Genomic DNA, 24,028 nt, shown 5'->3' with positions numbered 1-24,028 from the left:
ATGAAAGTATATATGAATTTAATTCCAATAATGAATAAATTGTGTTTATATTTTGTTTTTATGATTTAATGTTGTAATTTTATAGTTCATTATTTATTTGTCTGCCGATTACGGAGAAAGGAGTATAAAGATCGGTCTGAGTGTGATTGTTTTTTGGGAATGTACACGATGATCTATGATGTTTTTCAGGACCGTCAGTAAGAATTTATTCTGTTCGATTTAAATTTACGAGTGATGTCTGAAAATTTTGATTCTATTTTTTCGCAACTCGATGAGGTAGCGGAAAAGGCAGGACTTGCCATGACCGAGAGTGATGATTTAAAAATCAGTGGGGACATTGATTTCGAGATGAATCTTGATGCGCAAGGGAACGGGAGTTATTCCATCAATAAAAACGGTTGGGGTGCCACGATCAAAGCTACTGCCACGATTCTGGCCCCGCCTAATGCCTTGTTCGACGTGTCGGTCAGAAGTTCGAAAGGCGGTGGAGGCGATTGGTACGGGATTCCTTCCGGCGGGAATGTGAGTTGTAGTTTACAAACCTATTTCGGCAAGAACACCACGATTTCGGTTCATGTTCACAGTACGGTGCCGAATGCTCGTTTTAGAGCCAGATTGCATTATTCGACCTGATATTTTCATAATAATAGTTTTAAGGTTTAGTAATGATGGTGCTATCCGGCGTAATTTCCGGGTAGTACTGTTGTTCATGGATTTATGAAGATTTTTTAACTTGTTGTCTTTTTACCAAGAAAAAAGAATGAGTTGTATTATATTGAAACTTTATTTATATTTGTAAGTGAGAAGAAAAATAATAGCATACGGTCGGTATTATAATGAATTTCTCTCTACATTGACAGAGAAAGAAAGGCTGAAGGTAAAGTATATACTTTCGTTACTTGAGACAGAAGATCGTATTCCTACAAGATTCATAAAATTTGTACGTGATGAATTATATGAATTACGTATGCAGTATAATAGTAATATATATCGTATCTTTTTTATTTTTGATGAGGAAAAAATAGTTGTACTGTTTAATGGTTTTCAAAAAAAGTCTCGTAAAATTTTAGTATCAGAGATAGAGAGGGCTTTAAAGATAAAGGAGGAATATTATGTGTATAAAAGAAAACATGTTAATTGATATTAGCGCAGAATTAGAAAAAGAGTTTGGAGCTCCCGGGACCCCCGAGCGTGCAAAATTTGACGAGGAGGCGTATGCTTACTATACTGGGCAAATTTTATTAGAAGCGAGGAAAGAGGCAAAGGTAACTCAGTCAGAATTAGCTAAAAGGATAAATACAACAAAATCATATATTTCTCGTGTTGAAAACGGAGTAATAACTCCGAGTGTTGCTATGTTTTATCGTATTATTGGTGCTCTCGGGTTAAAAATTGAAATTGTAAAACCAATAGCTTAAAAGAGTCAGTGTTCAAATCTTTGTCGTGAAAACGGAAATCTTATAAAAACTTAAGTATTGTAGGCCTAAATATCGTGATAATGTATCGGGAATGAAATATAATGATTAAGTGATTTAGAGATTAAAGAATTAAGTGATTAGGAGATTAAGTGATTGGGAGATATAATGATTAGGAGATTTGAATCACGGAATCACTAATTCATTGAATCGCAGAATTTATCGGGTCTACAATTTAAAATTTACAATCAAATGAGTCAACTACAACTAATTCGAAGTAAGATTTACGAGATACGGGGTCGGAAGGTGATGATTGATAAAGATTTGGCTGAATTGTACCAGGTTACAACCGGTAATTTGAATAAGGCTGTTCAACGGAATATTAAACGTTTTCCCGGCGATTTCATGTTTCAACTCACGGAAGAGGAATTTGATCAATTAAAAGTAAACTTGATATTCCATTTTGGAAGATCAAGTTGGGGTGGAGTTCGTAAACTTCCGTATGCTTTTGCAGAACAAGGTTTAGCAATGCTTTCAGGAATATTAAATTCCGATATTGCAATTCAGGTAAATATCAATATAATGCGTGCTTTTGTTACTGTTCGTCAAGTGATAAGCGAGATCCCGGCGGATAAGGTATCAGAGCTTCAAAGCGAATTAAAAAAGTTTAAGAAGTACATAGAATCGGTATTCGTTGATTACAATGATATTAATGATGATACCCGGATGCAATTGGAGCTTATCAATCAAACGTTGGCAGAATTACAAGCACAAAAGAAATTGGAAAATAAGCCGCGTAATCCTATAGGATTTGTCAAATGACAGAAAAAGATTTACGATTTAAAGAACCAAGGGATTCTGGGATTAAAGGATTCAGTGATTTAGTGATTGGGGATTAAGAGATTAAAAAGATTTACGATTTAAAGAGGGTAAGATCAGAATCTTAATCATAAATTGTAAATTAATTTACAATCAGAATGGATCAACTACAATTAATTCGAAGTAAGATATATGAAATACGAGGTCAGAAGGTGATGTTGGATTTCGACCTTGCGGAAATGTACGGAACAGAAACAAAGGTATTGAAACAATCCGTAAAACGTAATATAAGACGATTTCCTGTGGACTTTATGTTTAAACTTACTAAAGAAGAATTCGGTACTTTGAGGTCACAATTTGTGACCTCAAACAAGAGAGGTGGTATTAGATACCTTCCTTTTGCTTTTACAGAATCGGGTGTAGCGATGCTTTCTTCTATTTTGAATAGTGAGGTTGCCATCGAAATAAATATCAATATCATGCGTGCTTTCATTGCCGTGCGACAAGTTCTATACAGTCCTCCAGGTGATAAAATCGAAGTATTAGAAAATCGAATAAAGGAACTTAAACAGTACATGGAAGAGGTTTTTATGGATCAAAACGACATAAATGAAGATACTAGAATACAACTCGAATTAATAAATCAGACCTTGTCCGAGTTGCAAGCAAAAGACCGGGGATTAAAAGAGAGGAATCGGATCGGGTACATATTACCGGATCATGAAGATAAAAAATGATACTAACGTGATACCAAAACATAAATTATTAACAATCGCACTTGAAAATCAAATCGGTACATGTAAAATGTAATCCTATAGGATTGGTTAAATGACAGAAAAAGATTTACGATTTAAAGAATCAAGGGATTCTGGGATTAAAGGATTCAGTGATTTAGTGATTGGGGATTAAGAGATTAAAAAGATTGACGATTGTAGATTAAAAGATTTAGTGATTGGGGGATTAAGAGATTAGATGATTGAAGGATTAGGAGATTTAGAGATTAAATTTGAATCATATAATCATGGAATCACTAAATCACAGAATTCGTCTAATTTACAATTAGGAGATTCAAATTAAATCATGGAATCACTAAATCAAATGTGTTATTTTATTGTAAATTTTAGGGTGGTGCTATTCAAAAGCAGATGGATAGCACTGTATTTATAATATAAAAGAGTGGGATTCTTTTCCAATAAAAGGATTAGATGATTAAGGGATTGGGAGATAAAGAGATTTAGGGATTAGGAGATTAGGTGATTTAGTGATTAAATTTAAATCACAGAATCACGGAATCACTAAATCATTGAATCGTAGAATTTCTCAGGTTTACAATTTAAAATTTACAATTATTGAAGGCTATTTTATTCGGGATAATGTTGTTATTATCCTTTGTTCTTTGTGCGCAAAAGCGGGAGGTGGGGTATGTCGGGGAGCTTAGCGGTTATGCCGGGAGAGGGGGTGTTTTGCCTTTTTGGATGGGTAGGGATCGCTGGGGAGCTATGCCGGATCGGGCGGGAGGGGTGTTGAGGCTTGGGTTGTTTTCCGATTTCCGGGAGGGAAGGAAGATCCAAACGGCTTATGGTTTTTCGGGTGTGGGGATAGGTGAGAAAGGGAATAACCGGGTGTCGGTGGATGAGTTGTACGCGAGTGCCCGTTGGAGGCGATTGCGTTTGGATATCGGGATGATACATCCGGACACGGAATACAACGGGGTCTCTTCGACCAACGGGGATTTTGTTCAATCGGGTAATGCCCGGGTGAATCCGGGGTATAATTTGCGTAGCGAGTATATACCTTTACCTTTTATAGGCAAGGTATTGGCTTTCCGTTTTAGTTACGGGGATTACCGGATGATCGGGAAACGGTACGCGGAGAAGGTGCGCCTGCATCATAAGTCGCTATTTCTACGGATTACGCCGCATAAACGATGGGATATCATCGTGGGATTGGATCATTATGCCCAATGGGGCGGAATTTCACCTGATTTGGGAAAACAGCCCTCCTCTTTGAAAGACTATATCCGTATCGTGGTCGGTAGCGAAGGAGGGAGTGATGCTTCGGGCAGTGCACAGAACAATGCCCTGGGAAACCATTTGGGACGGGAGCATTTGAGGATTAATTACAAGGGAGACCGTTACACGTTGACGTTTTACCATGATATTCCTTTCGAGGATGGTTCGGGAACGGATTTCCGTTCGTTTCCCGACGGGATTTATGCCTTTTATTACGGGGCGGGGAATCGGTCGGGATGGTGTACGGATGTGATCTACGAGTTCCTTTATACCAAATACCAGTCGGGACCGTATCACGACCGTCCGGCAACTCCCGCGGAGATGGAAAAGCAAGATCCTGATGCTCCCGGCTACGGATGGAAGAAGGTGGGGGGAAGGGATGATTATTTTTTACATGGTGAATATAAATCGGGATGGACGACAGACGGGCGAATCATCGGAACGCCTTTTTTGTTGCCGAACCCAAAGAATAAGGAGGGCTTCGTTATCGGGATGTATAATAACCGGGTGATCGCTCATTATTTAGGGATCAAAGGGTGGATTGCCGGGAAGGTTTCTTATTTGGGAAGGTTTTCCTATTCGTTGAATTACGGGAGATACCGGGAGCCTTTTGAGCGGGTAAAACGACAATGTTCATGGGGAATGGAGGTCGGAATTCCCTGGAGAAGATTACCGTTTAAAACGGAAGCCGGAATTTATGGGGACGAAGGAAAATTGTTACGGGAGAACGTGGGAGTGATGTTGCGGTTGACAATAAATAATTGACGATTAAGTGATTTAGAGATTAAGTGATTCTGAGATTTACGATTTCGGATTTTAGATTTACGATTTAAAGAATTAATGGATTCTGTGATTAGACGATTCAGAAGATTATGATTTCAGTAAAATATGAATGGTAGGAATAGACAAAATTATTTTCTATATTTGTAAGAATAAGGAGAAAGACTATGAAAGCAATGACAGCAGATACACTACGTGTTGATATCCTTCGTAAAGTGATGGAATTAAATGAAGATAAACTCAAAGAGGTTTATTGTTTTGTCAATTCATTACTAAAACAAGAAGAGAAAGTGAAGGAATATGAATTGCCTGAAGAGTTGTTGCAGCAAGTTGCTGATTATACCGATAAACTGATCGCCAAAGGAGGACCTTTTTACACCACGGAAGAAGTGTTTGATGAAATAGATAAAAAAATGGGATGGAAGTAGTGTGGACTGATTTGGCTATTACTACGTTAAAGGATTTGATTTTTTATTTGAATCAATCTTGGAGTCATCAGGTAGCTTCGAGAGTTCGTGCAACGCTTTATCAAAAAATTACGTTATTAAAAGATTCTCCTTTAATCGGTAAAGAGGTTGAATTGGGAGAAATAAAATCTTTACGTGTAGTAATCGTCAATAAGAGAACTAAAATTTTTTATTGTTTGAGTTCTGATAAAATTTATATTGCAATGATCTGGGATGTAAGGAGAAATCCTGATATTTTGAGAACTTATCTGAACTATTTCTTAAATAATCTCTCTGAATAGTTACTCTGTTTCCTAAAATTAATTTGGAGGAATAAACAAAAAATATGGACGGTAATGAATGACATTACCGAGAAAAATCGTAACGGGTAGTAGGAAAATGAATTAAGGGATTCTGAGATTAAAAAGATTTATGGTTTCGGATTTTAGATTTACGATTTAAAGATGGCAAAATCACTGACTGAATCATAAATCGTAAATCATAAATCAAAAATAAATTTTCAGGTCTATTCGACTTTCGTTAAATCAATAATTTTAATTATATGGGACTTTTGAAAAATGGAGTGTGGATTCTGTTGGGGGGCCTGTTGTGTGCCTCCTGCGGATCGAGTAAAAAGGTGGTTTATTTACAGGATGCCGACGTGAATAAACGTATTAAAGCCGAGTGCGAGTATAAAACGGTGATTCAGCCGGATGATCTGTTGTCGATCATCGTTTCCTGTGACGATGTGGAGGCGGCACTTCCTTTTAATACGCCGATGATCGGTTTGGGGAGGGAGACGGTAGGTTCGTCTAATCAACAGGTTCCTCAGGGATATCTTGTCGATAAGGAGGGAAGTATCGATTTTCCCGTGTTGGGTAAATTGAGGGTGATGGGAATGACCCGAAACGAGTTGGCCGATTCGCTGAAGGAGCGATTGGGTAAATACTTGAAGAATCCGATCGTGACCATACAATATTTGAATTTCAGGGTGACCGTATTGGGAGAGGTGAAAAATCCGGGAAGCTATAAGGTGTTGGGAGAACGTATTTCCATTCTGGATGCTTTGGGAATGGCGGGGGATTTGCAGATTAATGCCAAACGGAAAAACGTGTTGGTCGTGCGGGAAGTGGACGGAGAGAAGCAGTTTGCCCGGATCGATCTGACCTCCACGGAGTTTATGGATACTCCTTTTTTCTTTTTGCGGCAGAATGACGTGATTTACGTGGAGCCGAACCGGGGACGGATAGCCGGGGGAAATGCGGGTGCTTTCCTACCCTATATATTGTCGAGCGTCTCCACGATGGTGGCGATAATCGCTTTAATTGTCAGGTAATAGGGTGTGTAAAATAATATCAGGCTTATGAATGAGTTGAACAATGATCTGTTTTTGGTGGAAGAGGAGGAAAATTTTGATTTCCGCAAGTTTCTTAACAAGATCCTGTATAGATGGTGGTGGTTTGCAATTAGTGTACCGTTGTGTTTAGGTGGAGCTATTTATTACTATATGAGTCGGGTCCCCGTGTATAACGTGGAAACGAAAGTAATGATAAACGATTCGAGAAAGGGAGAGCTGGGAACTAATGCCATGATGAAAGAGTTGGGCTTTTTCCAGGGGGATGTGTTCGTGGAAAACGAGATGATCGAATTACGTTCGAAAAATCTGATGCGGGAGGTGGTGAAGGAGTTGGATTTAAATGTACGTTATTTTGAAGAAGGGGGAATAAGGGAAAAGGAATTTTATAAAAATGCCCCGTTTCGTATTTTGATCGATTACCCGGAAAATATCCGGGATACCTCGTTTTATGTGAGTATAGGGAAAGATGATCGGGTGGAAGTTTTAACCCCGGAGGGAGAATCTGTTTTTAAGGGAAACTACTCGGAAAGGATAACGGTAGGGGGGTATTCGATTTCGATAGAGAAAGAGCCCGCGAACGTAAAAGAGGGAGAATACCGGGTGAGTATCAATTCTTTCCCTGTGGCCACGGATGTATTTTACGGAAAACTCGATATAAGTAATTTGGAGAAGAATACCAATGCCGTCGGACTTTCCGTGAAGGACGAATTGCCTCCCCGGGCCATTGATTTGATTTATCGGTTGATCGCGGCGTATAACGATAACGGGGTGAGTAATAAGCGGATTGTATCGACAAATACGGTGGATTTTATCAATAGCCGGTTAGAGGTGATCAATCAGGAATTAAGTGAAATCGAGGATAGGGCAGAAAACTTTAAAAAACAGAATCGTCTGACTGATTTGGCTTCGGATGCAACTTTTATTATGGAGCGGAAAAAATCGGCCGGGGCCGAGTTGTTGAAATTAGAGACTGATTTGGACGTGATGAGGAGCGTACGGGATTTTTTGGATCAGAAAGCTGGGTTTCATTTGCTGCCCGAAAACTTGGGGTTGGCGGATGTCGCGTTGAACAACGGCATCGGGAAGTATAACGAGATGATCCTGCGAAGGAATAAATTGTTGCAGACGGCCCGGGAGAGTAACCCCTTGATAAAAGGAATAGAGAGTCAGTTAAGGGGATTGAAAGAGAATATCCGGATGGCGATAGAGAATGTGGAGAAAGGATTGGAGATCAAGATACAAAGTTTGGAGAAAGAGAGTCAGTTGGTGGATAAGAAGCTGACGTCGGTACCCACGCAGGAGAAACAGTACCGGGAGATCTCCCGGCAACAGGGGTTGAAGGAGAATCTTTTCCTGTTCCTGATGCAAAAGCGGGAGGAAGCGGAGATCGCCAAATTGATGTACGTACCCATGGCGAAAATCATAGAAGACCCGAACACGCAAGGGAGTCCCGTATCACCGAAAAAATCCATGATTTTGTTGATCGGGTTGGTGTTGGGAGTTGCATTGCCTTTCGGGGGAATATTTCTATTGGATGTGTTGGACTCCAAGGTGCGGGATACCGAAGATGTCGAGAAGGCCGTGAACGCTCCTGTATTGGGAAGTACGCCTGAACTGCCGGAAGGAGAGAGGGATGTTTTTCAGGAGAATTTTATGATGTCGGAATCCATGCATCTGATCCGGGAGAACTTGAATTATATGGTACGGCAGGCGGAATGTCCCGTTATCATGGTGACTTCGACCATTCCTCAAGAGGGTAAATCTCTTGTTTCTGCTCATTTGGCCAACGCTTATGCCAAATCCGGTAAAAAGACGATCGCTATCGGTTGTGATTTGCGAAATCCGAAGATGGATCTCTATTTTAAATGCGATCATCATAAAGGATTGTCCGCCTACTTGGCCGGAATGGAAAATGATAAAAAGAACATTATAAATAAGATAGACGATTGTCTTTACGCTATATTCGGGGGAAGCGTACCTCCTAATCCTACCCAGTTGATAGCCAGTCCCCGGATGGAAGAGTTGATAACGGAATTAAAGGAAGAGTTCGATTGCATCGTGTTGGATACTCCTCCCTTGGGTATTTTGGCGGAAGGCTTTACATTAAGCCGGTTGGCCGATGCCTGCGTGTATGTCGTACGGGCTCACCTGTTGGATCGGAAAGATTTAAGGTTGGTTACGGATTTGGAAAAGAAAAAACGATTGCCTAACCTGGGGATCGTCGTCAACGGGATAAAGATCAGACGGGGCGGTTACGGATACGGTTACGGCTATGGTTACGGGGCTAAATACGGTTATGGTTACGGACAAAATACAAAGAGAGATGAAGACTGAATTTTTTGCGCACGAGACAGCGGTAATCGATAAGGAGTGCCGGATCGGAAGCGGTTGTAAAATATGGCATTTTAGCCATATCATGGACGGTTGTATATTGGGAAAGAATTGTAATATCGGCCAAAACGTGGTGATCTCTCCGGGGGTGGTGTTGGGAGATAACGTGAAGGTACAAAATAACGTATCCGTTTACACGGGTGTAACGTGCGAGGACGATGTGTTTTTAGGGCCTTCCTGTGTTTTTACCAACGTGGTGAACCCGAGGAGTGCCGTGAACCGGAAATCTCAATACGCCAAAACTCTTGTAAAGAGGGGAGCCACGATCGGGGCCAACGCTACGATCGTTTGCGGTCACGATATCGGCAGATATGCTTTTATCGGGGCGGGGGCGGTCGTGACCAAAACGGTTCCCGATTATGCTCTCGTAATAGGGAATCCGGCCCGGCAGACGGGGTGGATGAGCGAGTACGGGCACCGGTTGATTTTTGACGCGGAAGGTGTGGCTGTTTGTCCGGAAAGCGGGGAAAAGTACCGGTTGCAAGAGGGCGTCGTCGTGAAAATTTGAAAGCTTATGTTTTTCAGGAAACGTTCGGTGAAGCAGTATTTCTTTTACGGGCACGATTTGCATTCGCACATTTTGCCGGGATTGGATGACGGTGTAAAAACCGTGGAGGAATCGGCGGAGATCGTGAAGCGTATGTTGAAATTGGGCGTGAAGCGCTTCACGTTTACCCCGCATATCGTTTATCCCTTGCTGATGAACGGACCGGAGAATATAGGAAAACGATGGGAAGAGTTGGAGGAGCGTTTGAAGCGGGAGGATATTCGTTTGGATGCCGATATCGGAGCTGAATATCGGGTCGGAAGGTATATGTTCGATTTGATCGGGCAAAAACAAATCATGGCATCCGGGGGGGAACGCGTGTTGCTTGAACATAGCTTTTTAGCTCCTTCTCTTTATTTCGAGGAGTTGTTATTTCAATTGCAAACCGAGGGTTTCGAACCGGTGTTGGCCCATCCGGAACGTTATCGTTTTTACGGTGAGGATATTGAGAAAGCGTGCCGGGAGTTGAAAGGTAAAGGATGCCGCTTGCAGGTCAACCTTTTGTCGTTCACGGGGTATTACGGAAAAGAGGCCCGGAAAGGGGCTTACGTTTTATTGAAAAGAGGTTTGATCGATTATTTGTCGGGCGACATTCACTCCTTGAGACAAATCGAGTTGTTGGAGGACTTTTTAAAATCAAAAGAGAGTGATGTACTGAATAGATACAGTCCTTATAGACTTTCACCTATTTAGTCGTTCTTTTTAATCTCTATCGGTTTGTAGGTCGCCCGTTCTTTGCGATCGGTCGTGGCTGCACAACTGATTCCCCGGTCGTTCATGGCTTTATTGCGTCCGATATGAGTTTCCGGGAATTTTTTCTTTTTGGAAAAAAAAGTGGAGATACCCAGGCCGATAACAGCCAATCCGATTAGTACGAGAACGATGAGAAAAATTTTCCAGATCATTTTTATATGGATTTTAAAATATAAGTTCAAAATTAGCTTTTTGAAGCATATATAGCTCGAAAAAGGTAAATTTTATTCTGTATAAATGATGTTATTCTTTTTTTTACGTTGATCGGGGAGAAAGGTTAAAAAAAAAGGATTAAAAAAGTTTATTTTTACTTTGTTTTTCCTACATTTGAGCAGCAAAGTCAAATAAAATTCAAAAGCAATGGAAGGATACGAACAAAATGAAGGAATGGATACGATTGATAGAGAGGAGATCTATTCTAACGCAGTGAAAGCAGGGAAAAGAACCTATTTCTTTGATGTGAAGGCAACCCGTAATAGTGATTATTATCTTACTATTACCGAGAGTAAAAAGAAATTTGATAAAGACGGAAATCCGAGTTACGAGAAGCATAAAGTATTTTTGTATAAGGAAGATTTCGAGAAGTTTGCAGAAGGTTTAGAAGAAGCTATCGGGGTGGTGAAAGCTGCTATTAATGGCGAGTTGCCGAAAAAAGAAGATTAAAAGCTGTAGTGTGCTGTAATATAGGCGGGTGAGAGGTATCACCCGCTTTTTTTTATTTCGTTGGAAATATTGTGTTATCTTTGTGTGGATAAATGACGATTTACAATTGGCGATTGTAAATTTGAAATTGTAGATTAGAGGATTAAGTGATTAGATGATTGTAGATTGAGAGATTTAGCGATTAAAAGATTTAGTGATTAGGTGATTGAAGGATTAAGAGATTCGAATTTAATCACAGAAACACAGAATTTCCTTGATTTAAAATCTACGATTTACAATAAGAAGGATTGAGATGGATAACAAACCGTTAGCAGAGCGAATGCGGCCGAAATCTTTAGAAGATTACATCGGTCAGCAACATTTGGTGGGGCCGGGTAAGGTACTTCGGAAGATGATCGATTCCGGGGTTGTCTCTTCTTTTATTTTGTGGGGACCTCCCGGGGTCGGGAAGACTACTTTGGCCATGATTATTGCGGAGCAGTTGCAACGTCCTTTTTACGTGTTGAGTGCTGTGAGTTCGGGAGTTAAGGATGTTCGGGAGGTAATTCAGAAGGCGGAAAATCAACGGTTCTTCAATACCCCGAATCCTATTTTATTTATCGATGAAATCCATCGGTTTTCCAAAGCACAACAGGATTCGTTGTTGGCTGCCGTGGAGAAGGGTACGGTGACATTGATAGGAGCGACCACGGAAAATCCCTCTTTTGAGGTTATTTCCCCTTTGTTGTCCAGATGTCAGGTTTACGTGTTGAAAGCGCAGGAGAGAGTCGATTTGGAGAAATTGATAGACCGGGCTATCCAAAAAGATTTTTACTTGAGTACCCGCCGTATTGTGGTGAAGGAGAAAGAGGCGATGATCTCGTATAGTGGGGGAGATGCCCGGAAATTGTTGAATATATTGGAGCTGGTGGTCAACGGATTAGGAGAGGGGGACATCGTCATAGACAATGAAGCCGTACACCGGGAGTTGCACGAGAACCCTTTGATGTATGATAAGGACGGGGAACAGCATTACGATATCGTGTCGGCCATGATAAAGTCTGTCCGGGGAGGAGATCCGGATGCCGCCCTGTATTGGATGGCTCGTATGCTGATGGGAGGGGAGGATCCGAAATTCATTGCCCGCCGGTTGATCATATCCGCCTCGGAGGATATCGGTTTGGCCAATCCGAATGCCATGTTGATTGCCAATGCCTGTTTTGAGGCGGTTCATAAGATCGGAATGCCGGAAGCTCGTATCCCTTTGGCCGAATGCGTTATCTATTTAGCAACGTCACCGAAAAGTAATTCGGCTTATTTAGCTATCGGCGCGGCAATGGAGGCCGTTCATAATACGGGTAATTCGCCTGTCCCCCTGCATTTGCGTAATGCTCCGACGAAGTTGATGAAAGAGTTGAATTACGGGCAGGACTATAAGTATCCGCATGATTTTCCGGGAAATTTCGTGGAACAAAATTATCTTCCGGAAGAGTTGAAGGGTAGAAGATTTTATAGACCTCAATCCAATGCCCAGGAACAGAAGATATGGGAAAGGTTGGCGATGTGGTGGAAAAACAGATGGAAGAAGTAACAATGGAACATGGTGGATTAAAGGATTGAGCGATTAAGTGATTGGAAGATTAAGTGATTTAGTAATATAATGATTAAGAGATTAGAGGATTAAGAGATTAGAGGATTAAGAGATTAGAGGATTAAGTGATTGGAAGATTAAGTGATTAGAGGATTAAGTGATTGGAAGATTAAGTGATTAAATTTAAATCACAGAATCACTAAATCATTGAATCACGGAATTTATCAGGTTTACAATCTGTAATTTGCAATTAGAATAGGAGTTATCAATTGAGAATATAGAAATTAATTAGGATATAGATTATGTATAGGGAATTGATAGATAAAGAGATGTTTTTTTTACTGGCGGGGCCTTGCGTGATCGAGGGTGAGGAGATGGCACTGCATATTGCCGAGCATGTGAAAAAAGTGACGGAGCGTTTGCATATACCGTATGTTTTCAAAGGATCGTTCAAGAAAGCCAATCGTTCGCGTCTGGATTCATTTACGGGTATAGGGGATGAAAAAGCTTTGAAAATATTGGCAAAGGTGAGGCGGGAGTTCGGGATTCCGGTGGTGACGGATATTCATAGCGAACGAGATGCCGAGTTGGCCGCAGAATACGTGGATGTATTGCAGATTCCGGCTTTTTTATGCCGTCAGACGGATTTGTTGGTTGCTGCCGCTAAAACCGGAAAAATCGTTAATATTAAGAAGGGACAATTTTTATCCCCGGAAGCCATGCGTTTTGCAGCAGACAAGATCAGGGAGTCGGGGAATAACGAGGTTATGGTAACGGAGAGGGGAACCACTTTCGGTTATCAGGATTTAGTGGTCGATTTCAGAGGTGTCCAAATCATGCAAAATGTTTGTAAATGTCCAGTCGTGGTGGATGTTACCCATTCGTTGCAACAGCCTAATCAAACTTCTGGCGTAACGGGAGGACAACCGGCGTTGATAGAAACGATTGCCAAGGCCGGGATTGCCGTGGGTGCGGACGGACTCTTTATCGAAACGCATGCAGACCCGAGCCGGGCCAAGTCGGATGGAGCCAATATGTTGCGTTTGGATTTATTGGAAGGGCTATTGGAAAAATTGGTAAGGATCCGAAAAGCCGTTCTTTAATTGTTGATCAAAAAATGGGGAGATATAATGATTCTGAGATTAGGAGATTAAGTGATTAGGAGATTAAGTGATTCTGAGATGGGGAGATTACAGAGATTGACGATTGTAGATTGGACCCTGCATTTCAATTTACAATCGTCAATCGTCAATATAGATTTCAAGAACTTTGGTGTATTCGTCGGGGTAGAGGGTTAAATTTTTGAGAGAGGCCGGGATAAGTACCGTTTCTTCTTGTTTTACCTCCACGGGCTCGGATTCTCCTGTCGTGATGGTGAACTTTCCTTGTAGACACATATAGATGACAAAAGAGTCCAACCGGATGTATTCTTTCTCTATGTTTTTGTCGAACGTGAGCAGGTTAGTCGTAAAGTAAGGGCAATCGATTAATTGCACGGATTCGTTATCTTTGGGTGCATAATGGATTTTATGATTCGGGTAATAGTTGTAGTCTATAACATTCGTTGCTAATTCCGTGTGTAATTCCCTCGGTTCTCCGTTTATGTCTTTCCGGTCGTAATCATAAATTCTATAAGTGATATCGGAGGTTTGTTGTATTTCCGCGATAAAACATCCTTTTCCGATGGAGTGAACCAAACCGGAAGGGAGAAAAAAACAATCTCCTTTGTGCGGGTGTTCCACGTTTAGAATTTCCTGCAATTTTTTTTGGTGTAACTTTTGTAAATACTCCGCTTGGTCCAAAGGTTTATTAAAACCTAAAATCAGGGAAGCCTCCTTTTCGACATCCACGATATACCACATTTCGGTTTTCCCGTAGGCGTTATGTCTTTCCTTAGCCGTGGCGTCGTCGGGATGAACCTGAATGGAGAGGTCGGCCTGAGAGTCGATGTATTTGATAAGTAACGGGAATTCGATGCCGAATTGTTCGTACACGCGATCTCCTACCAAGTCTCCCATGTATACTTCGATCAGTTCCTGAAGATCATTTCCCGCCAAAAGTCCGTTAGAAACTACGGATACGCGTTCCTGTACGGCTGAGATTTCCCAGCTTTCTCCTATGTGCTCGGTCTCCATGTGATTCTCATTTTTATAGGCTAACCTATGGCCTCCCCAAAGTGTTTTTTTTAGAATCGGATGAAATTTTAACGGGTACAACATCTTCTCTGTTTGTATTAGGCATAATTATTGTATGAAGACAAAGATATTAAAAATGCATAATCTTAGCGTGAGTTTCGCTTTAAAATGTAATTTTGATTCTAAGAATAGAAAATAACGTAGTAAAAATGGGAAACATGAGAATTTTAGGTGCCTTTATGACTTTACTTATTTTAGGTGCGTGTAGCGATAGCGACGACAAAGAATTTGTGTTGAATCGGAATGATCTGACGGGTAAGAATTGGTATTATAACGGTTGGATAGGCAATAAGTTGGGTTACCGGACGAATGATGTACTGGAGGTGATTCGTTTTGATAATAACGGAAATTTGATTGGTGTGGAATATAGCGGTTTGAAAGATACGATTGCCGGAAAATGGAGGGATTTGGAAAATAATGCTTTGAGGATAACAGACGATAGCGGAGAAGAGAAGACATGGAATGTATTGGGATGCGGGAAGGGAATATTGTCCTTGCATGACGGATGGGGAGCCCGCGAATACAACGAGGGACTTTCTTATTTGGAAAACTTGAGCGGAGATGCTTACTGGGTTAATCAATATTCGAGTGAGGAGGGAACCTGGAAAAGAACGCTGGAGTTTAAGATAAGCGGGAACGGTTCGATCCGGGAGGCCTATGCCATCGTGTCGGATGCGGAAGGAGGACAAATTCCTTTGGATAGAGGAAGTTATCTTGGAAGTTTGGTCTACCGGAAAAATATCGATTTCACCGGAAACTGCGATCGGGTAAGGTTTTATTGTAAGATCGGTTCCAAATGGAATGTGAAATTCGATGAAAGTTTGTATGATTCGAATGTTCCGGAGCACGCCTTTGATTTAAGGGCAGAGTGGAAGCCGACGGCTACTTCTACGGGCATAGACGTTACCTGGACTCCTGTTGAAGAGTCGAATATATATTATCAGGTTGAGGTGTTGGATAAAAATTCGGATGCTAATAATCCGTTTTTCAAAAGTGAAGTGCTGGCAGGAACGGGGGAGTTGAATATAACGGAAGCGACACAAGGAAAGGTAGAGAATCGATTGTCTTCTTTGGTAAAAGGAGAGGTGTATAAAATACGGTTGTCGGCTATCCTGTATGAGCCTGGAATCGGAAGATACGATAATAATGCCGATCGGAACATCCAGGCCATTAGCTATGTGACGAAAGCTTTTGTTTGGGGAGAATAAATGTTTTAATGGCTTGTGCTAATTTTTCCGGCTGTTCGCTATGGATCCAATGCCCGCAATCGGGTATTTGAATGAAGCGGGCAGCCGGAAATTGTTCATACAAGAAAGTCTTGTCCGTCGGAATAAGGTCGGAATGTTCTCCTTTGATGAAAAGGATCTCTCGAGTGTATTGCGACAGGGGGAGACGGGAAGGGCAGCCGCTGATTTCCTGAAAATGTTTTTGTATGGATTCATGATTGATTTTCCATTCGAATCCGTTTTTTGTTTTCCGGATATTCTTCAAAAACAATTGCTGAGATTGGGGTGTTTTGAAACGGGTTTCAATAGCGTTTTTTATCTCTTCTCTCGTTTGATACGAACGAAGGTTGAAGGCAGACATGAAATCGATGATTTTACTATGCCTTCCACCGTCGGAAGAAGTGTAGGCTATGGGAGCGATATCGACGACGACGGCTTTGCGGATAAGTTCCGGTTTTTTCATGAGTATGGCCATGACTATTTTCCCGCCCATGGAGTGTCCGGCGATGCAGGGGCGTACCGGTAATTGCAAGGATTCGATCAATTCTATGATATCGTCACTCATCACGTCGTAATTCATTTCGTTCGAGTGCGGCGATTGACCGTGATTACGAACGTCCGGTAGGATTACCCTGAACCTGTCCTCTAATAAACGGGCGATGGGAAGCCAATTTTCCGAGGCGCCCCATAAACCGTGAAGAATAATCAAAGGATCTCCCTGTCCGATTTCTCTATAAAATAGTTTCATGGTTTATTTTATCATTGCAAATTTAAAAGCTATTCGCAAAAAAGAAACTATTTCTCTTCAAATTCTTTTAATTCCTCGAGTGTTTTGTTGATTTGTCTCGGTTGTTTGCGATACCAGATCGATGCAAATATTTCCAGGATAATAGCACTTGGGGACGGGGTTAAAGTGCTATCAATTGCAGATTGACGATTGTAAATAAAAGGAATTGAAGGATTCTGTGATCAAGGGATTGAATTTCGATTTTATGAACTGCCCATGTTATAGATATTCAGAGATTAATTTACAATCTACAATTTAAAATTTACAATCGGGAGATTCAAATTAAATCACTAAATAAAAGAATCTTTAAATCTACTAATAAAGAAAGAGGTCGGAAAAATCTTCCGACCTTTTCTTCGCGAAAAAATTCTTATTTAGTCTTTTAATTTTGCTTTCAGGTATTCTCTGTTCAGACGGGCGATATGCTCGATAGAGATACTCTTGGGGCATTCGGATTCACAGGCCCCTGTATTGGTACAGTTTCCGAATCCGAGTTCGTCCATTTTGGCAACCATGGCTTTTGCCCGGCGTGCCGCTTCGATTTTACCTTGAGGCAATAATGCCAATTGTGAGACTTTAGCCGCAACGAAAAGCATGGCTGAAGAGTTTTTACAGGTTGCTGCACAAGCGCCGCATCCGATGCAGGCTGCCGCATCCATGGCTTCTTCTGCTTTTTCGTTAGCGATAGGAATCGCGTTACCATCAGGAACGCCTCCCGTGTTCACGGATACATATCCGCCTGCTTGCAAAATCTTCTCGTATGCTCCGCGGTCAACGATTAAGTCTTTGATTACGGGGAAAGCTCCGCAACGCCAAGGTTCGATCGTGATGGTCGCTCCGTCCTCGAAACGGCGCATATGCAATTGACAGGTAGTCACGTCATCGTCCGGTCCGTGAGCACGACCGTCGATAAACAGACTGCATGTTCCGCAAATACCTTCGCGGCAATCGTGGTCAAATGCAACCGGTTCTTTGTTCTCGCTTACAAGCTGTTCGTTGAGGATATCCAACATTTCAAGGAATGAAGTGCCGGTAGAGATATCATGGATTTTGTATGTTTCAAACCCGCCTTTGGATTTGGCATCTTTTTGACGCCAGATCTTCAGAGTTAGTTCTTTTAATATTTTATCTGCCATAACCAATTTTGTTTTAAATGCTGAATTGCAGGTAATTTATTCATGTCGATGCCTACAATTTGAATTGTCATTATTTATAAGAGCGTTGGGTTACTTCAATATTTTCGAATACAAGGGGTTCCTTGTGCAATTCGGGAGCTGTACCTTCTCCTTTATATTCCCACGCGGAAACATATTGGTAATGCTCGTCGTCCCGTTTTGCTTCGCCTTCTTCCGTAACAGATTCCAAACGGCAGTGTCCACCGCAAGATTCGTTACGATCCAAGGCATCGTGAGCCATCAGATCGGCGATCTCTAAGAAATCTGCTATACGTCCGGCTTTCTCCAACTCGTTGTTCATAGCGGTGAATTCTCCGGTGATACGAAGATCCTTGTAAAACTCTTCTTTTAGTTCGGCAATTAATTTTATTGCTTTTTGCAAACCTTCCGCGTCACGGGCCATTCCGATATAGTCCCACATGATATGTCCTAATAGTTTGTGGAAATGATCCGGAGACTTACTTCCTTTTATATCGTATAGTTTGCGCAAACGGTCGGTTACCCGTTTTTCTGCTTCATCGAATTCCGGTGTATTGGTTTTAATTTTCGGTGTTTGAATATCTTTTGCCAGATAATCACCGATGGTATACGGCAGTACGAAATAACCGTCGGCCAAGCCTTGCATCAAGGCAGAAGCACCGAGGCGGTTGGCGCCGTGGTCAGAGAAGTTACATTCTCCAATGGCATACAAACCCGGAATGGTAGTCATCAGGTTGTAGTCTACCCAAAGACCTCCCATGGTGTAGTGGATAGCCGGGTAGATCATCATCGGGTTGTTGTAAGGATCGACAGCCGTGATCTTTTCGTACATCTGGAACAAGTTTCCGTAACGTTTTTCGATGGTCTCTTTTCCCAAACGGTCGATGGCGTATTTGAAATCCAGGAACACGGCTTTACCCGTGTTATTTACTCCGAATCCGGCATCGCATCTCTCTTTGGCGGCACGGGAGGCCACGTCGCGAGGAACTAAGTTTCCGAATGCCGGATAACGACGTTCCAAGTAAAAGTCGCGATCTTTATCGGGTATATCGTTCGGGTTTAGAGTTCCGGCCTGTAATTTCTTAGCATCTTCTATTTTTTTCGGAACCCAAACACGACCGTCATTACGTAATGACTCGGACATCAGCGTCAGTTTACTTTGTTGTTCTCCGTGTACCGGAATACAGGTCGGGTGAATTTGTACGAAACAAGGATTGGCGAAAAATGCACCTCGTTTGTAAGCTTGCCATGCGGCACTTCCGTTACATCCCATGGCGTTTGTCGAGAGGAAGAACACGTTACCGTAACCTCCGGTTGCCAGTACAACGGCGTGTGCGCCGAAACGCTCGATTCTACCGGTTACCAAGTCGCGTGCGATGACTCCTCTTGCTTTTCCCTCGATAAGAACTACGTCTAAAACTTCATGGCGGTTATATACTTTAATTTGTCCTTTTTCGATTTGGCGATTCATGGCTCCGTAACAGCCAAGCAATAATTGTTGTCCGGTTTGACCGCGGGCATAGAACGTACGGCTAACTAAAGCACCTCCGAATGAACGGTTTGCCAAAAGGCCGCCGTAATCACGTGCGAAAGGAACTCCTTGAGCCACGCATTGGTCGATGATGGCATTACTTACTTCTGCCAGACGATATACGTTAGCTTCACGGGCCCGATAGTCTCCTCCTTTAATGGTTTCGTAAAACAACCTATAAACGGAGTCGTTATCGTTCGTGTAGTTTTTTGCTGCATTAATACCACCTTGTGCGGCGATGGAGTGAGCCCGACGGGGGGAATCCTGATAACAGAAAGCGAGAACGTTATAGCCAAGTTCTGCAAGACTGGCAGCCGCAGATCCGCCGGCAAGTCCGGTACCTACGACAATAATATCTAATTTCCTTTTATTAGCAGGACTGACAACACCAATATGAGCTTTATGGTTCGACCATTTTTCTACTAACGGTCCTGCAGGTATTTTTGCGTCTAATTTTGTCATAACGAATAAGTTTTAATTTTGATTTTTAGATTCAGATTTCTCATAGGAACTTAGCGGTTATTAATTACCACCTAAACCCAAAATAAAATAGAGTGGGATAATACTGAATCCTGCGGCAATGATAATCGCGAAAATTTTAGCAAGACATTCCAATCGTTTTCTCCATATCTGGTTACAAAAACCGATGGATTGAAATGCCGACCAAAATCCGTGAGTGAGATGAAGACCTAAGAATACACCGCCTAAGATATAAATCAAACCGTAGATGATGCTGGATTTAAATAATCCTGCTACCAAAGCGTAAGTGTTTTCCATGGCCACTCCATCCACGTTGATTTCCGTTAAAAGAGGATCTCCTGCAAACTTAATTTTCCACCAGAAGTTCCAGAGGTGTACAACCAAAAAGATTAAAACCAGTCCTCCCAAGATGTACATATTTCTGGAAGACCAGGTACAGTTACCTGTTTGGTTCCGCAAATCGTACTTGACTGGACGTGCACTTCTGTTTTGGAGCGTTAAGATGGAGGCTAATACGATGTGAATGATAAATCCCAAAGCCAAAATCGGTTCGATGATTTTGATTAATGGATTGGTTGCCATGAAATGAGCTCCGATGTTAAATAACTCACCACTATTATCCACAATTAAAAGTAGATTTAGTGCCAAGTGAATGCACAAAAACGCAATAAGAAAAAGACCCGATAAACTCAGAATGATCTTTTTCCCGATCGACGATGTTAAGAAATTACTCATAATTAAGTCTATTTATTGATAACTATTTAAATTCTTTTGCGTCAACAAAAGTACCTTTTTTTCCGGCATATGGAACGGTTTCAGCTATTTTAAAATCATTCTAAATATAAAGAATTATTTCCGTAATTAAGGGGTGTAAAGGGGGGCTTGTGTCGGTGTTGATAATGCCTTGTAAAGAACTTCTTGGATTTTGGTACGGATGTTTTCTTGAATAAGTTTATCGTTGTATTCATTGGGGAACGTTCGGTTCGATAAAAATATGTATATCATTTTATTATCCGGATCGTTCCAGGCGATTGTACCTGTAAAACCGCTGTGTCCGTAACTGGACAGGGGAGCCGCCGCGCAAGCGGGGCTGGTTTTAGAGGCATCCTGTTCAGGTTTGTCAAAGCCTAATCCCCGGCGATTTAGTTTTGCGGGTAATTGGGTGCTTGTGAAAAGGGCTACGGTTGCCGAGTCGATGAAGCGTTCTCCCCCGTATTCGCCGTGATTCAGATACATTGCCATGATTTTGGCTAAGTCTCCGGTGTTCGTAAAAAGACCTGCATTTCCGGATATTCCGTTTAGTAGGGCTGCAATGGGATCGTGTACATATCCTTTCAGTAGAGATTTCCTAAAAACCAGATCTTCCGCCGAAGGTACGATGCGCTCCGGGTTGAGTGTCCGATAGGCTTGAAAAGCCGTGTTGTTTGCCCCGATGCGTTTAAATAGTTGTTCTTTACAAAAACGATCGAAAGAGGTCGATGTCTGTGATTCCGAAATATCTTTTAAAAGAACGAATCCGATATCGCTGTACGTGTATTTTTTTTGCGGCAATAATTCGCTATTCAGTAGGATCTCATGGATGGAATCCCTAAATTGTTTGTGAATATAGAAATGAGGAGATATTAGAGTGTAATCTTCTCGGGGTTCGTGGCAGAACGTACTGTCCCGGTAACTGAAATGCGGGTTCAGATAGAGGCGCTCTCGTAATTTCTGACAATTTTCTTTCGTTCTGCGCGGAGAGAACAAACGACCGGATAATTTTCCTTTATCTATGGCATGATAAAAAAAAGAAACGGCCGGTTTTAAGGCGGCCATATGCAGGAGAATTTCTCTAATTGTAATATTTGCCTTGTTCGTTTGTATGATTGGTGGATAGTAACGGGAAATCGGTGAATCCAACGCTATTTTTTTTTCATCGTAAAGCATCATTGCGGTAGGGAGTGTAGCCGCGATTTTTGTTACGGAGGCTATGTCGTAAATGTCGTTTGTCCGGTTCGGTTTTTTCTTTTGATAGGTATGATATCCGAAGGCTTTGTTATAGACTATATAGCCGTCTTTTGCCACAAGTACCTCGCAGCCGGGAGTTGCTTCTGCTTGTATGGCAGCCTGGCAGATGCTGTCGATGCGTTGTAATACAAAGCTATCCATTCCGCTTAAAACGGGGAGATGGTATCCTAATCGGATTTTGGGGGTCGTTAGGCCTGTTCCGGCAGGATAGCTGAGGTTGATACTGACCGGTAATTTCCCTTCTACGCGGATTCCCCCGAACAAGGCTTGAGCTGAAAATTCCTGTGCCGGGAGATCGTGGCTATAACTGATAAGTATTGCATCTACGGGGAGATAGCTGTATAGATCTACGCCGTAGGGTGTAGCCGGATGGCATAGAACGAGGCGTTTCCCTTTTAATTTTTTAATGATATTCGATAACTGTAACGAGGCTCCGAATTGCCGGGCCATGCTGTTGCGCGCGGCGCTATTGTATATGATAATGCAGTTATATGAAGCTAATTTTTTGAGTAGTTGTTGTATTTTTTCCGGAGAAGCTTCATTACTTATGGAAAAATGATCACACGGTGCATAGTTGGAAAGCATGTTCTCGAAGGCGGTCGCTTTTCTGTCGCCGAAGTTTAAGGAAGCCATACGCAACGTATCTAATTTTGTGAAGGGTAATAAAAGATCATTGTTTTTTATTAATGTAATTGCTTTAGCGTAAGCCGTTTGCAGGATTCCCGAATCTTGCGGCGTATTCAGGCGTTGGATAAGCCGGTTCGTATCGATCGGATAATAGGAAGGCATGACGTATTTTTCTTTCGCCAACAAGAGCTGTCTGCATCTTTCGTGGATGAGCTCTTCGCTTACTTTACCGTTTTTAATCGCTTCTTTTATTTTCTTGATTGAGGCGGCAATGTTTTCCGGAAACAGGAGAACATTATTGCCTGCCATCAGGGCTAACAAGTCTGCTTTACCCTTGGCTCTTCCGAGAGTTACCCCTTTCATATTCATCGCATCCGTGAAACACAATCCTTCAAAACGGAGTTGGTTTCTTAAAAGTTCCGTCACGATACGGGGGGACAAGGAGGCGGGAAGATTGGCGGTATCGTAGGCCGGGACGTTCAGGTGGGAAACCATTACTCCCGGAACTCCGGCCTCTATGAGCTCCTTAAAGGGATATAACTCGACAGAATCCAGACGCGTTGCAGGGAATTTTATTAACGGAAGGGCTAAGTGCGAATCGACATCCGTATCTCCATGTCCCGGGAAATGTTTGGCTACAGCCATGACGTTTTGAGAACTCAATCCTTGCATGTAAGCAATGGATTTTTGGCTTACATTTTTTTTCTTTTCTCCGAAAGAACGTATTCCGATAATCGGGTTTTTGGGATTGGTATTGATATCGACAACCGGGGCAAAATTGACATGAACTCCTAACAGGCGGCAGTCTTCACCGATCGATTGTCCGATACGATAGATAAGATCATTGTCGCGTATGGCTCCCAATAATGTTTGATTCGGAAATTCCATAGCCTGTTTTATTCTCCAGCCGAGACCGCTTTCAGCATCCATCCCTATTAATAGAGGGATGGGAGATAGTTGTTGAAGATGATTGGTCATAAGGGCTTGACGAACAGGGGAACCTTGAAAGAAAATGATTCCTCCGACATGATACCGGGTGATGGTTTCTTCTAATTCTTTTTCATAATCGGCATCTTTGTTACTGTAAGCGGCAATCATGAACAGTTGTCCGATTTTTTGGTCCAAAGTCATTGTCGAAAGGATGGAGTCTACTTTTCCGATGGTGTCTTGTCCCCAGATCGTATGAGAGATAAGCGAACAAATTACAAGATTCAGAAGAATTTTATACATAGAATATATACTTACCGATTATCGTTACCGGCAGGAAC

At 41.9% G+C, this 24,028-nt stretch carries 23 protein-coding genes; 16 read left to right on the top strand and 7 right to left on the bottom strand.

Going from position 1 to position 24,028, the window contains the following annotated elements:
* Nucleotides 1-234 precede the first annotated feature (234 nt).
* The 12 genes from PGR74_RS08965 to PGR74_RS08910 all read left to right on the top strand — a co-directional run bounded on the left by PGR74_RS08965 (nucleotide 235) and on the right by PGR74_RS08910 (nucleotide 10,460).
* Nucleotides 235-633 carry a hypothetical protein gene (locus PGR74_RS08965; protein ID WP_041502914.1) on the top strand — a complete coding sequence of 133 codons (399 nt, stop codon included), beginning with the start codon at nucleotides 235-237 and terminating at the stop codon, nucleotides 631-633.
* Nucleotides 634-799: 166 nt separating this feature from the next.
* Entirely contained in the window at nucleotides 800-1,141 is a 342-nt protein-coding gene (locus PGR74_RS08960; protein WP_041502915.1) for a type II toxin-antitoxin system RelE/ParE family toxin, read from the top strand.
* On the top strand, nucleotides 1,113-1,418 hold the full coding sequence (locus PGR74_RS08955) for a helix-turn-helix domain-containing protein (protein ID WP_270516926.1): 306 nt from the start codon (nucleotides 1,113-1,115) through the stop codon (nucleotides 1,416-1,418). The genes PGR74_RS08960 and PGR74_RS08955 overlap by 29 nt, the downstream gene beginning before the upstream one ends.
* 249 nt (nucleotides 1,419-1,667) lie before the next feature.
* A complete protein-coding gene (locus tag PGR74_RS08950) occupies nucleotides 1,668-2,237 on the top strand; it encodes an ORF6N domain-containing protein (protein ID WP_041502917.1) in 570 nt (189 codons plus the stop codon).
* 155 nt (nucleotides 2,238-2,392) lie between these two features.
* Nucleotides 2,393-2,971 carry an ORF6N domain-containing protein gene (locus PGR74_RS08945; RefSeq protein WP_041502918.1) on the top strand — a complete coding sequence of 193 codons (579 nt, stop codon included), beginning with the start codon at nucleotides 2,393-2,395 and terminating at the stop codon, nucleotides 2,969-2,971.
* A 612-nt stretch (nucleotides 2,972-3,583) separates the two neighbouring features.
* Nucleotides 3,584-5,011: a capsule assembly Wzi family protein gene (locus PGR74_RS08940; protein ID WP_236684927.1), complete on the top strand. Its 1,428-nt coding sequence runs from the start codon at nucleotides 3,584-3,586 to the stop codon at nucleotides 5,009-5,011.
* Nucleotides 5,012-5,193: 182 nt separating this feature from the next.
* Entirely contained in the window at nucleotides 5,194-5,454 is a 261-nt protein-coding gene (locus PGR74_RS08935) for a hypothetical protein (protein WP_041502919.1), read from the top strand.
* Nucleotides 5,445-5,774: a type II toxin-antitoxin system RelE/ParE family toxin gene (locus PGR74_RS08930; RefSeq protein WP_041502920.1), complete on the top strand. Its 330-nt coding sequence runs from the start codon at nucleotides 5,445-5,447 to the stop codon at nucleotides 5,772-5,774. The genes PGR74_RS08935 and PGR74_RS08930 overlap by 10 nt, the downstream gene beginning before the upstream one ends.
* 260 nt (nucleotides 5,775-6,034) lie before the next feature.
* Nucleotides 6,035-6,808 carry a polysaccharide biosynthesis/export family protein gene (locus PGR74_RS08925; RefSeq protein ID WP_041502921.1) on the top strand — a complete coding sequence of 258 codons (774 nt, stop codon included), beginning with the start codon at nucleotides 6,035-6,037 and terminating at the stop codon, nucleotides 6,806-6,808.
* A gap of 27 nt (nucleotides 6,809-6,835) precedes the next feature.
* Nucleotides 6,836-9,163 carry a GumC family protein gene (locus tag PGR74_RS08920; RefSeq protein ID WP_052634483.1) on the top strand — a complete coding sequence of 776 codons (2,328 nt, stop codon included), beginning with the start codon at nucleotides 6,836-6,838 and terminating at the stop codon, nucleotides 9,161-9,163.
* A complete protein-coding gene (locus PGR74_RS08915) occupies nucleotides 9,153-9,728 on the top strand; it encodes an acyltransferase (RefSeq protein ID WP_041502973.1) in 576 nt (191 codons plus the stop codon). The genes PGR74_RS08920 and PGR74_RS08915 overlap by 11 nt, the downstream gene beginning before the upstream one ends.
* 6 nt (nucleotides 9,729-9,734) lie before the next feature.
* Nucleotides 9,735-10,460: a tyrosine-protein phosphatase gene (locus tag PGR74_RS08910; protein WP_270516925.1), complete on the top strand. Its 726-nt coding sequence runs from the start codon at nucleotides 9,735-9,737 to the stop codon at nucleotides 10,458-10,460.
* On the opposite strand, the gene PGR74_RS08905 is transcribed toward PGR74_RS08910, so the two are convergent.
* Nucleotides 10,457-10,672: a hypothetical protein gene (locus tag PGR74_RS08905; RefSeq protein WP_041502923.1), complete on the bottom strand. Its 216-nt coding sequence runs from the start codon at nucleotides 10,670-10,672 to the stop codon at nucleotides 10,457-10,459. The genes PGR74_RS08910 and PGR74_RS08905 overlap by 4 nt on opposite strands.
* Nucleotides 10,673-10,880: 208 nt before the next feature.
* Between PGR74_RS08905 and PGR74_RS08900 the strand changes: the two genes are divergently transcribed.
* From PGR74_RS08900 to kdsA, 3 genes are all read left to right on the top strand, one after another.
* Entirely contained in the window at nucleotides 10,881-11,183 is a 303-nt protein-coding gene (locus PGR74_RS08900) for a DUF3276 family protein (protein ID WP_041502924.1), read from the top strand.
* Between the two features lie 292 nt (nucleotides 11,184-11,475).
* Nucleotides 11,476-12,753 carry a replication-associated recombination protein A gene (locus PGR74_RS08895; RefSeq protein WP_270516924.1) on the top strand — a complete coding sequence of 426 codons (1,278 nt, stop codon included), beginning with the start codon at nucleotides 11,476-11,478 and terminating at the stop codon, nucleotides 12,751-12,753.
* Between the two features lie 302 nt (nucleotides 12,754-13,055).
* A complete protein-coding gene (gene kdsA / locus PGR74_RS08890; RefSeq protein WP_041502926.1) occupies nucleotides 13,056-13,856 on the top strand; it encodes a 3-deoxy-8-phosphooctulonate synthase in 801 nt (266 codons plus the stop codon).
* A gap of 138 nt (nucleotides 13,857-13,994) precedes the next feature.
* Here the strand turns inward: kdsA and PGR74_RS08885 are convergent, their stop codons facing one another.
* On the bottom strand, nucleotides 13,995-14,972 hold the full coding sequence (locus PGR74_RS08885; protein ID WP_041502927.1) for a type I phosphomannose isomerase catalytic subunit: 978 nt from the start codon (nucleotides 14,970-14,972) through the stop codon (nucleotides 13,995-13,997).
* A 134-nt stretch (nucleotides 14,973-15,106) separates the two neighbouring features.
* Here PGR74_RS08885 and PGR74_RS08880 point away from each other — a divergent pair, with 134 nt between their 5' ends.
* Nucleotides 15,107-16,156, top strand: a complete 1,050-nt coding sequence (locus tag PGR74_RS08880; protein ID WP_152614085.1) for a hypothetical protein — start codon at nucleotides 15,107-15,109, stop codon at nucleotides 16,154-16,156.
* Here the strand turns inward: PGR74_RS08880 and PGR74_RS08875 are convergent.
* The 5 genes from PGR74_RS08875 to PGR74_RS08855 all read right to left on the bottom strand — a co-directional run bounded on the left by PGR74_RS08875 (nucleotide 16,119) and on the right by PGR74_RS08855 (nucleotide 23,990).
* Nucleotides 16,119-16,922 (bottom strand): alpha/beta fold hydrolase, encoded by an 804-nt coding sequence (locus PGR74_RS08875; RefSeq protein WP_052634485.1) that lies wholly within the window; start codon nucleotides 16,920-16,922, stop codon nucleotides 16,119-16,121. The two genes, PGR74_RS08880 and PGR74_RS08875, sit on opposite strands and share 38 nt — an antisense overlap.
* A 413-nt stretch (nucleotides 16,923-17,335) precedes the next feature.
* Nucleotides 17,336-18,097 carry a succinate dehydrogenase/fumarate reductase iron-sulfur subunit gene (locus tag PGR74_RS08870; protein WP_041502929.1) on the bottom strand — a complete coding sequence of 254 codons (762 nt, stop codon included), beginning with the start codon at nucleotides 18,095-18,097 and terminating at the stop codon, nucleotides 17,336-17,338.
* A 70-nt stretch (nucleotides 18,098-18,167) separates the two neighbouring features.
* Nucleotides 18,168-20,108 carry a fumarate reductase/succinate dehydrogenase flavoprotein subunit gene (locus PGR74_RS08865; protein WP_270516923.1) on the bottom strand — a complete coding sequence of 647 codons (1,941 nt, stop codon included), beginning with the start codon at nucleotides 20,106-20,108 and terminating at the stop codon, nucleotides 18,168-18,170.
* Nucleotides 20,109-20,168: 60 nt separating this feature from the next.
* Nucleotides 20,169-20,861: a succinate dehydrogenase cytochrome b subunit gene (locus PGR74_RS08860; RefSeq protein ID WP_041504683.1), complete on the bottom strand. Its 693-nt coding sequence runs from the start codon at nucleotides 20,859-20,861 to the stop codon at nucleotides 20,169-20,171.
* 126 nt (nucleotides 20,862-20,987) lie between these two features.
* Nucleotides 20,988-23,990 (bottom strand): glycoside hydrolase family 3 N-terminal domain-containing protein, encoded by a 3,003-nt coding sequence (locus tag PGR74_RS08855; RefSeq protein WP_052649337.1) that lies wholly within the window; start codon nucleotides 23,988-23,990, stop codon nucleotides 20,988-20,990.
* Nucleotides 23,991-24,028 lie beyond the last annotated feature (38 nt).

This window comes from Sanguibacteroides sp. AM78-02pH3A (genome assembly GCF_027666085.1).
Lineage (GTDB): Bacteria > Bacteroidota > Bacteroidia > Bacteroidales > Marinifilaceae > Gabonibacter > Gabonibacter massiliensis.
Note: the sequence above shows the minus strand (reverse complement) of the source record. Positions and strands in the feature narration are given on the sequence as shown.

What these genes read in the sequence shown, in the direction of transcription:
- PGR74_RS08965 (WP_041502914.1), top strand. Translation starts at nt 235, where the DNA reads ATGTCTGAAAATTTTGATTCTATTTTTTCGCAACTCGATGAGGTAGCG.
- PGR74_RS08895 (WP_270516924.1), top strand. Translation starts at nt 11,476, where the DNA reads ATGGATAACAAACCGTTAGCAGAGCGAATGCGGCCGAAATCTTTAGAA.
- PGR74_RS08935 (WP_041502919.1), top strand. Translation starts at nt 5,194, where the DNA reads ATGAAAGCAATGACAGCAGATACACTACGTGTTGATATCCTTCGTAAA.
- PGR74_RS08905 (WP_041502923.1), bottom strand. Translation starts at nt 10,672, where the DNA reads ATGATCTGGAAAATTTTTCTCATCGTTCTCGTACTAATCGGATTGGCT.
- PGR74_RS08880 (WP_152614085.1), top strand. Translation starts at nt 15,107, where the DNA reads ATGAGAATTTTAGGTGCCTTTATGACTTTACTTATTTTAGGTGCGTGT.
- PGR74_RS08915 (WP_041502973.1), top strand. Translation starts at nt 9,153, where the DNA reads ATGAAGACTGAATTTTTTGCGCACGAGACAGCGGTAATCGATAAGGAG.
- PGR74_RS08875 (WP_052634485.1), bottom strand. Translation starts at nt 16,922, where the DNA reads ATGAAACTATTTTATAGAGAAATCGGACAGGGAGATCCTTTGATTATT.
- PGR74_RS08865 (WP_270516923.1), bottom strand. Translation starts at nt 20,108, where the DNA reads ATGACAAAATTAGACGCAAAAATACCTGCAGGACCGTTAGTAGAAAAA.
- PGR74_RS08870 (WP_041502929.1), bottom strand. Translation starts at nt 18,097, where the DNA reads ATGGCAGATAAAATATTAAAAGAACTAACTCTGAAGATCTGGCGTCAA.
- PGR74_RS08885 (WP_041502927.1), bottom strand. Translation starts at nt 14,972, where the DNA reads ATGTTGTACCCGTTAAAATTTCATCCGATTCTAAAAAAAACACTTTGG.
- PGR74_RS08910 (WP_270516925.1), top strand. Translation starts at nt 9,735, where the DNA reads ATGTTTTTCAGGAAACGTTCGGTGAAGCAGTATTTCTTTTACGGGCAC.
- PGR74_RS08900 (WP_041502924.1), top strand. Translation starts at nt 10,881, where the DNA reads ATGGAAGGATACGAACAAAATGAAGGAATGGATACGATTGATAGAGAG.
- PGR74_RS08950 (WP_041502917.1), top strand. Translation starts at nt 1,668, where the DNA reads ATGAGTCAACTACAACTAATTCGAAGTAAGATTTACGAGATACGGGGT.
- PGR74_RS08955 (WP_270516926.1), top strand. Translation starts at nt 1,113, where the DNA reads ATGTGTATAAAAGAAAACATGTTAATTGATATTAGCGCAGAATTAGAA.
- PGR74_RS08930 (WP_041502920.1), top strand. Translation starts at nt 5,445, where the DNA reads ATGGAAGTAGTGTGGACTGATTTGGCTATTACTACGTTAAAGGATTTG.
- PGR74_RS08920 (WP_052634483.1), top strand. Translation starts at nt 6,836, where the DNA reads ATGAATGAGTTGAACAATGATCTGTTTTTGGTGGAAGAGGAGGAAAAT.
- PGR74_RS08945 (WP_041502918.1), top strand. Translation starts at nt 2,393, where the DNA reads ATGGATCAACTACAATTAATTCGAAGTAAGATATATGAAATACGAGGT.
- PGR74_RS08860 (WP_041504683.1), bottom strand. Translation starts at nt 20,861, where the DNA reads ATGAGTAATTTCTTAACATCGTCGATCGGGAAAAAGATCATTCTGAGT.
- kdsA (WP_041502926.1), top strand. Translation starts at nt 13,056, where the DNA reads ATGTATAGGGAATTGATAGATAAAGAGATGTTTTTTTTACTGGCGGGG.
- PGR74_RS08855 (WP_052649337.1), bottom strand. Translation starts at nt 23,990, where the DNA reads ATGTATAAAATTCTTCTGAATCTTGTAATTTGTTCGCTTATCTCTCAT.
- PGR74_RS08925 (WP_041502921.1), top strand. Translation starts at nt 6,035, where the DNA reads ATGGGACTTTTGAAAAATGGAGTGTGGATTCTGTTGGGGGGCCTGTTG.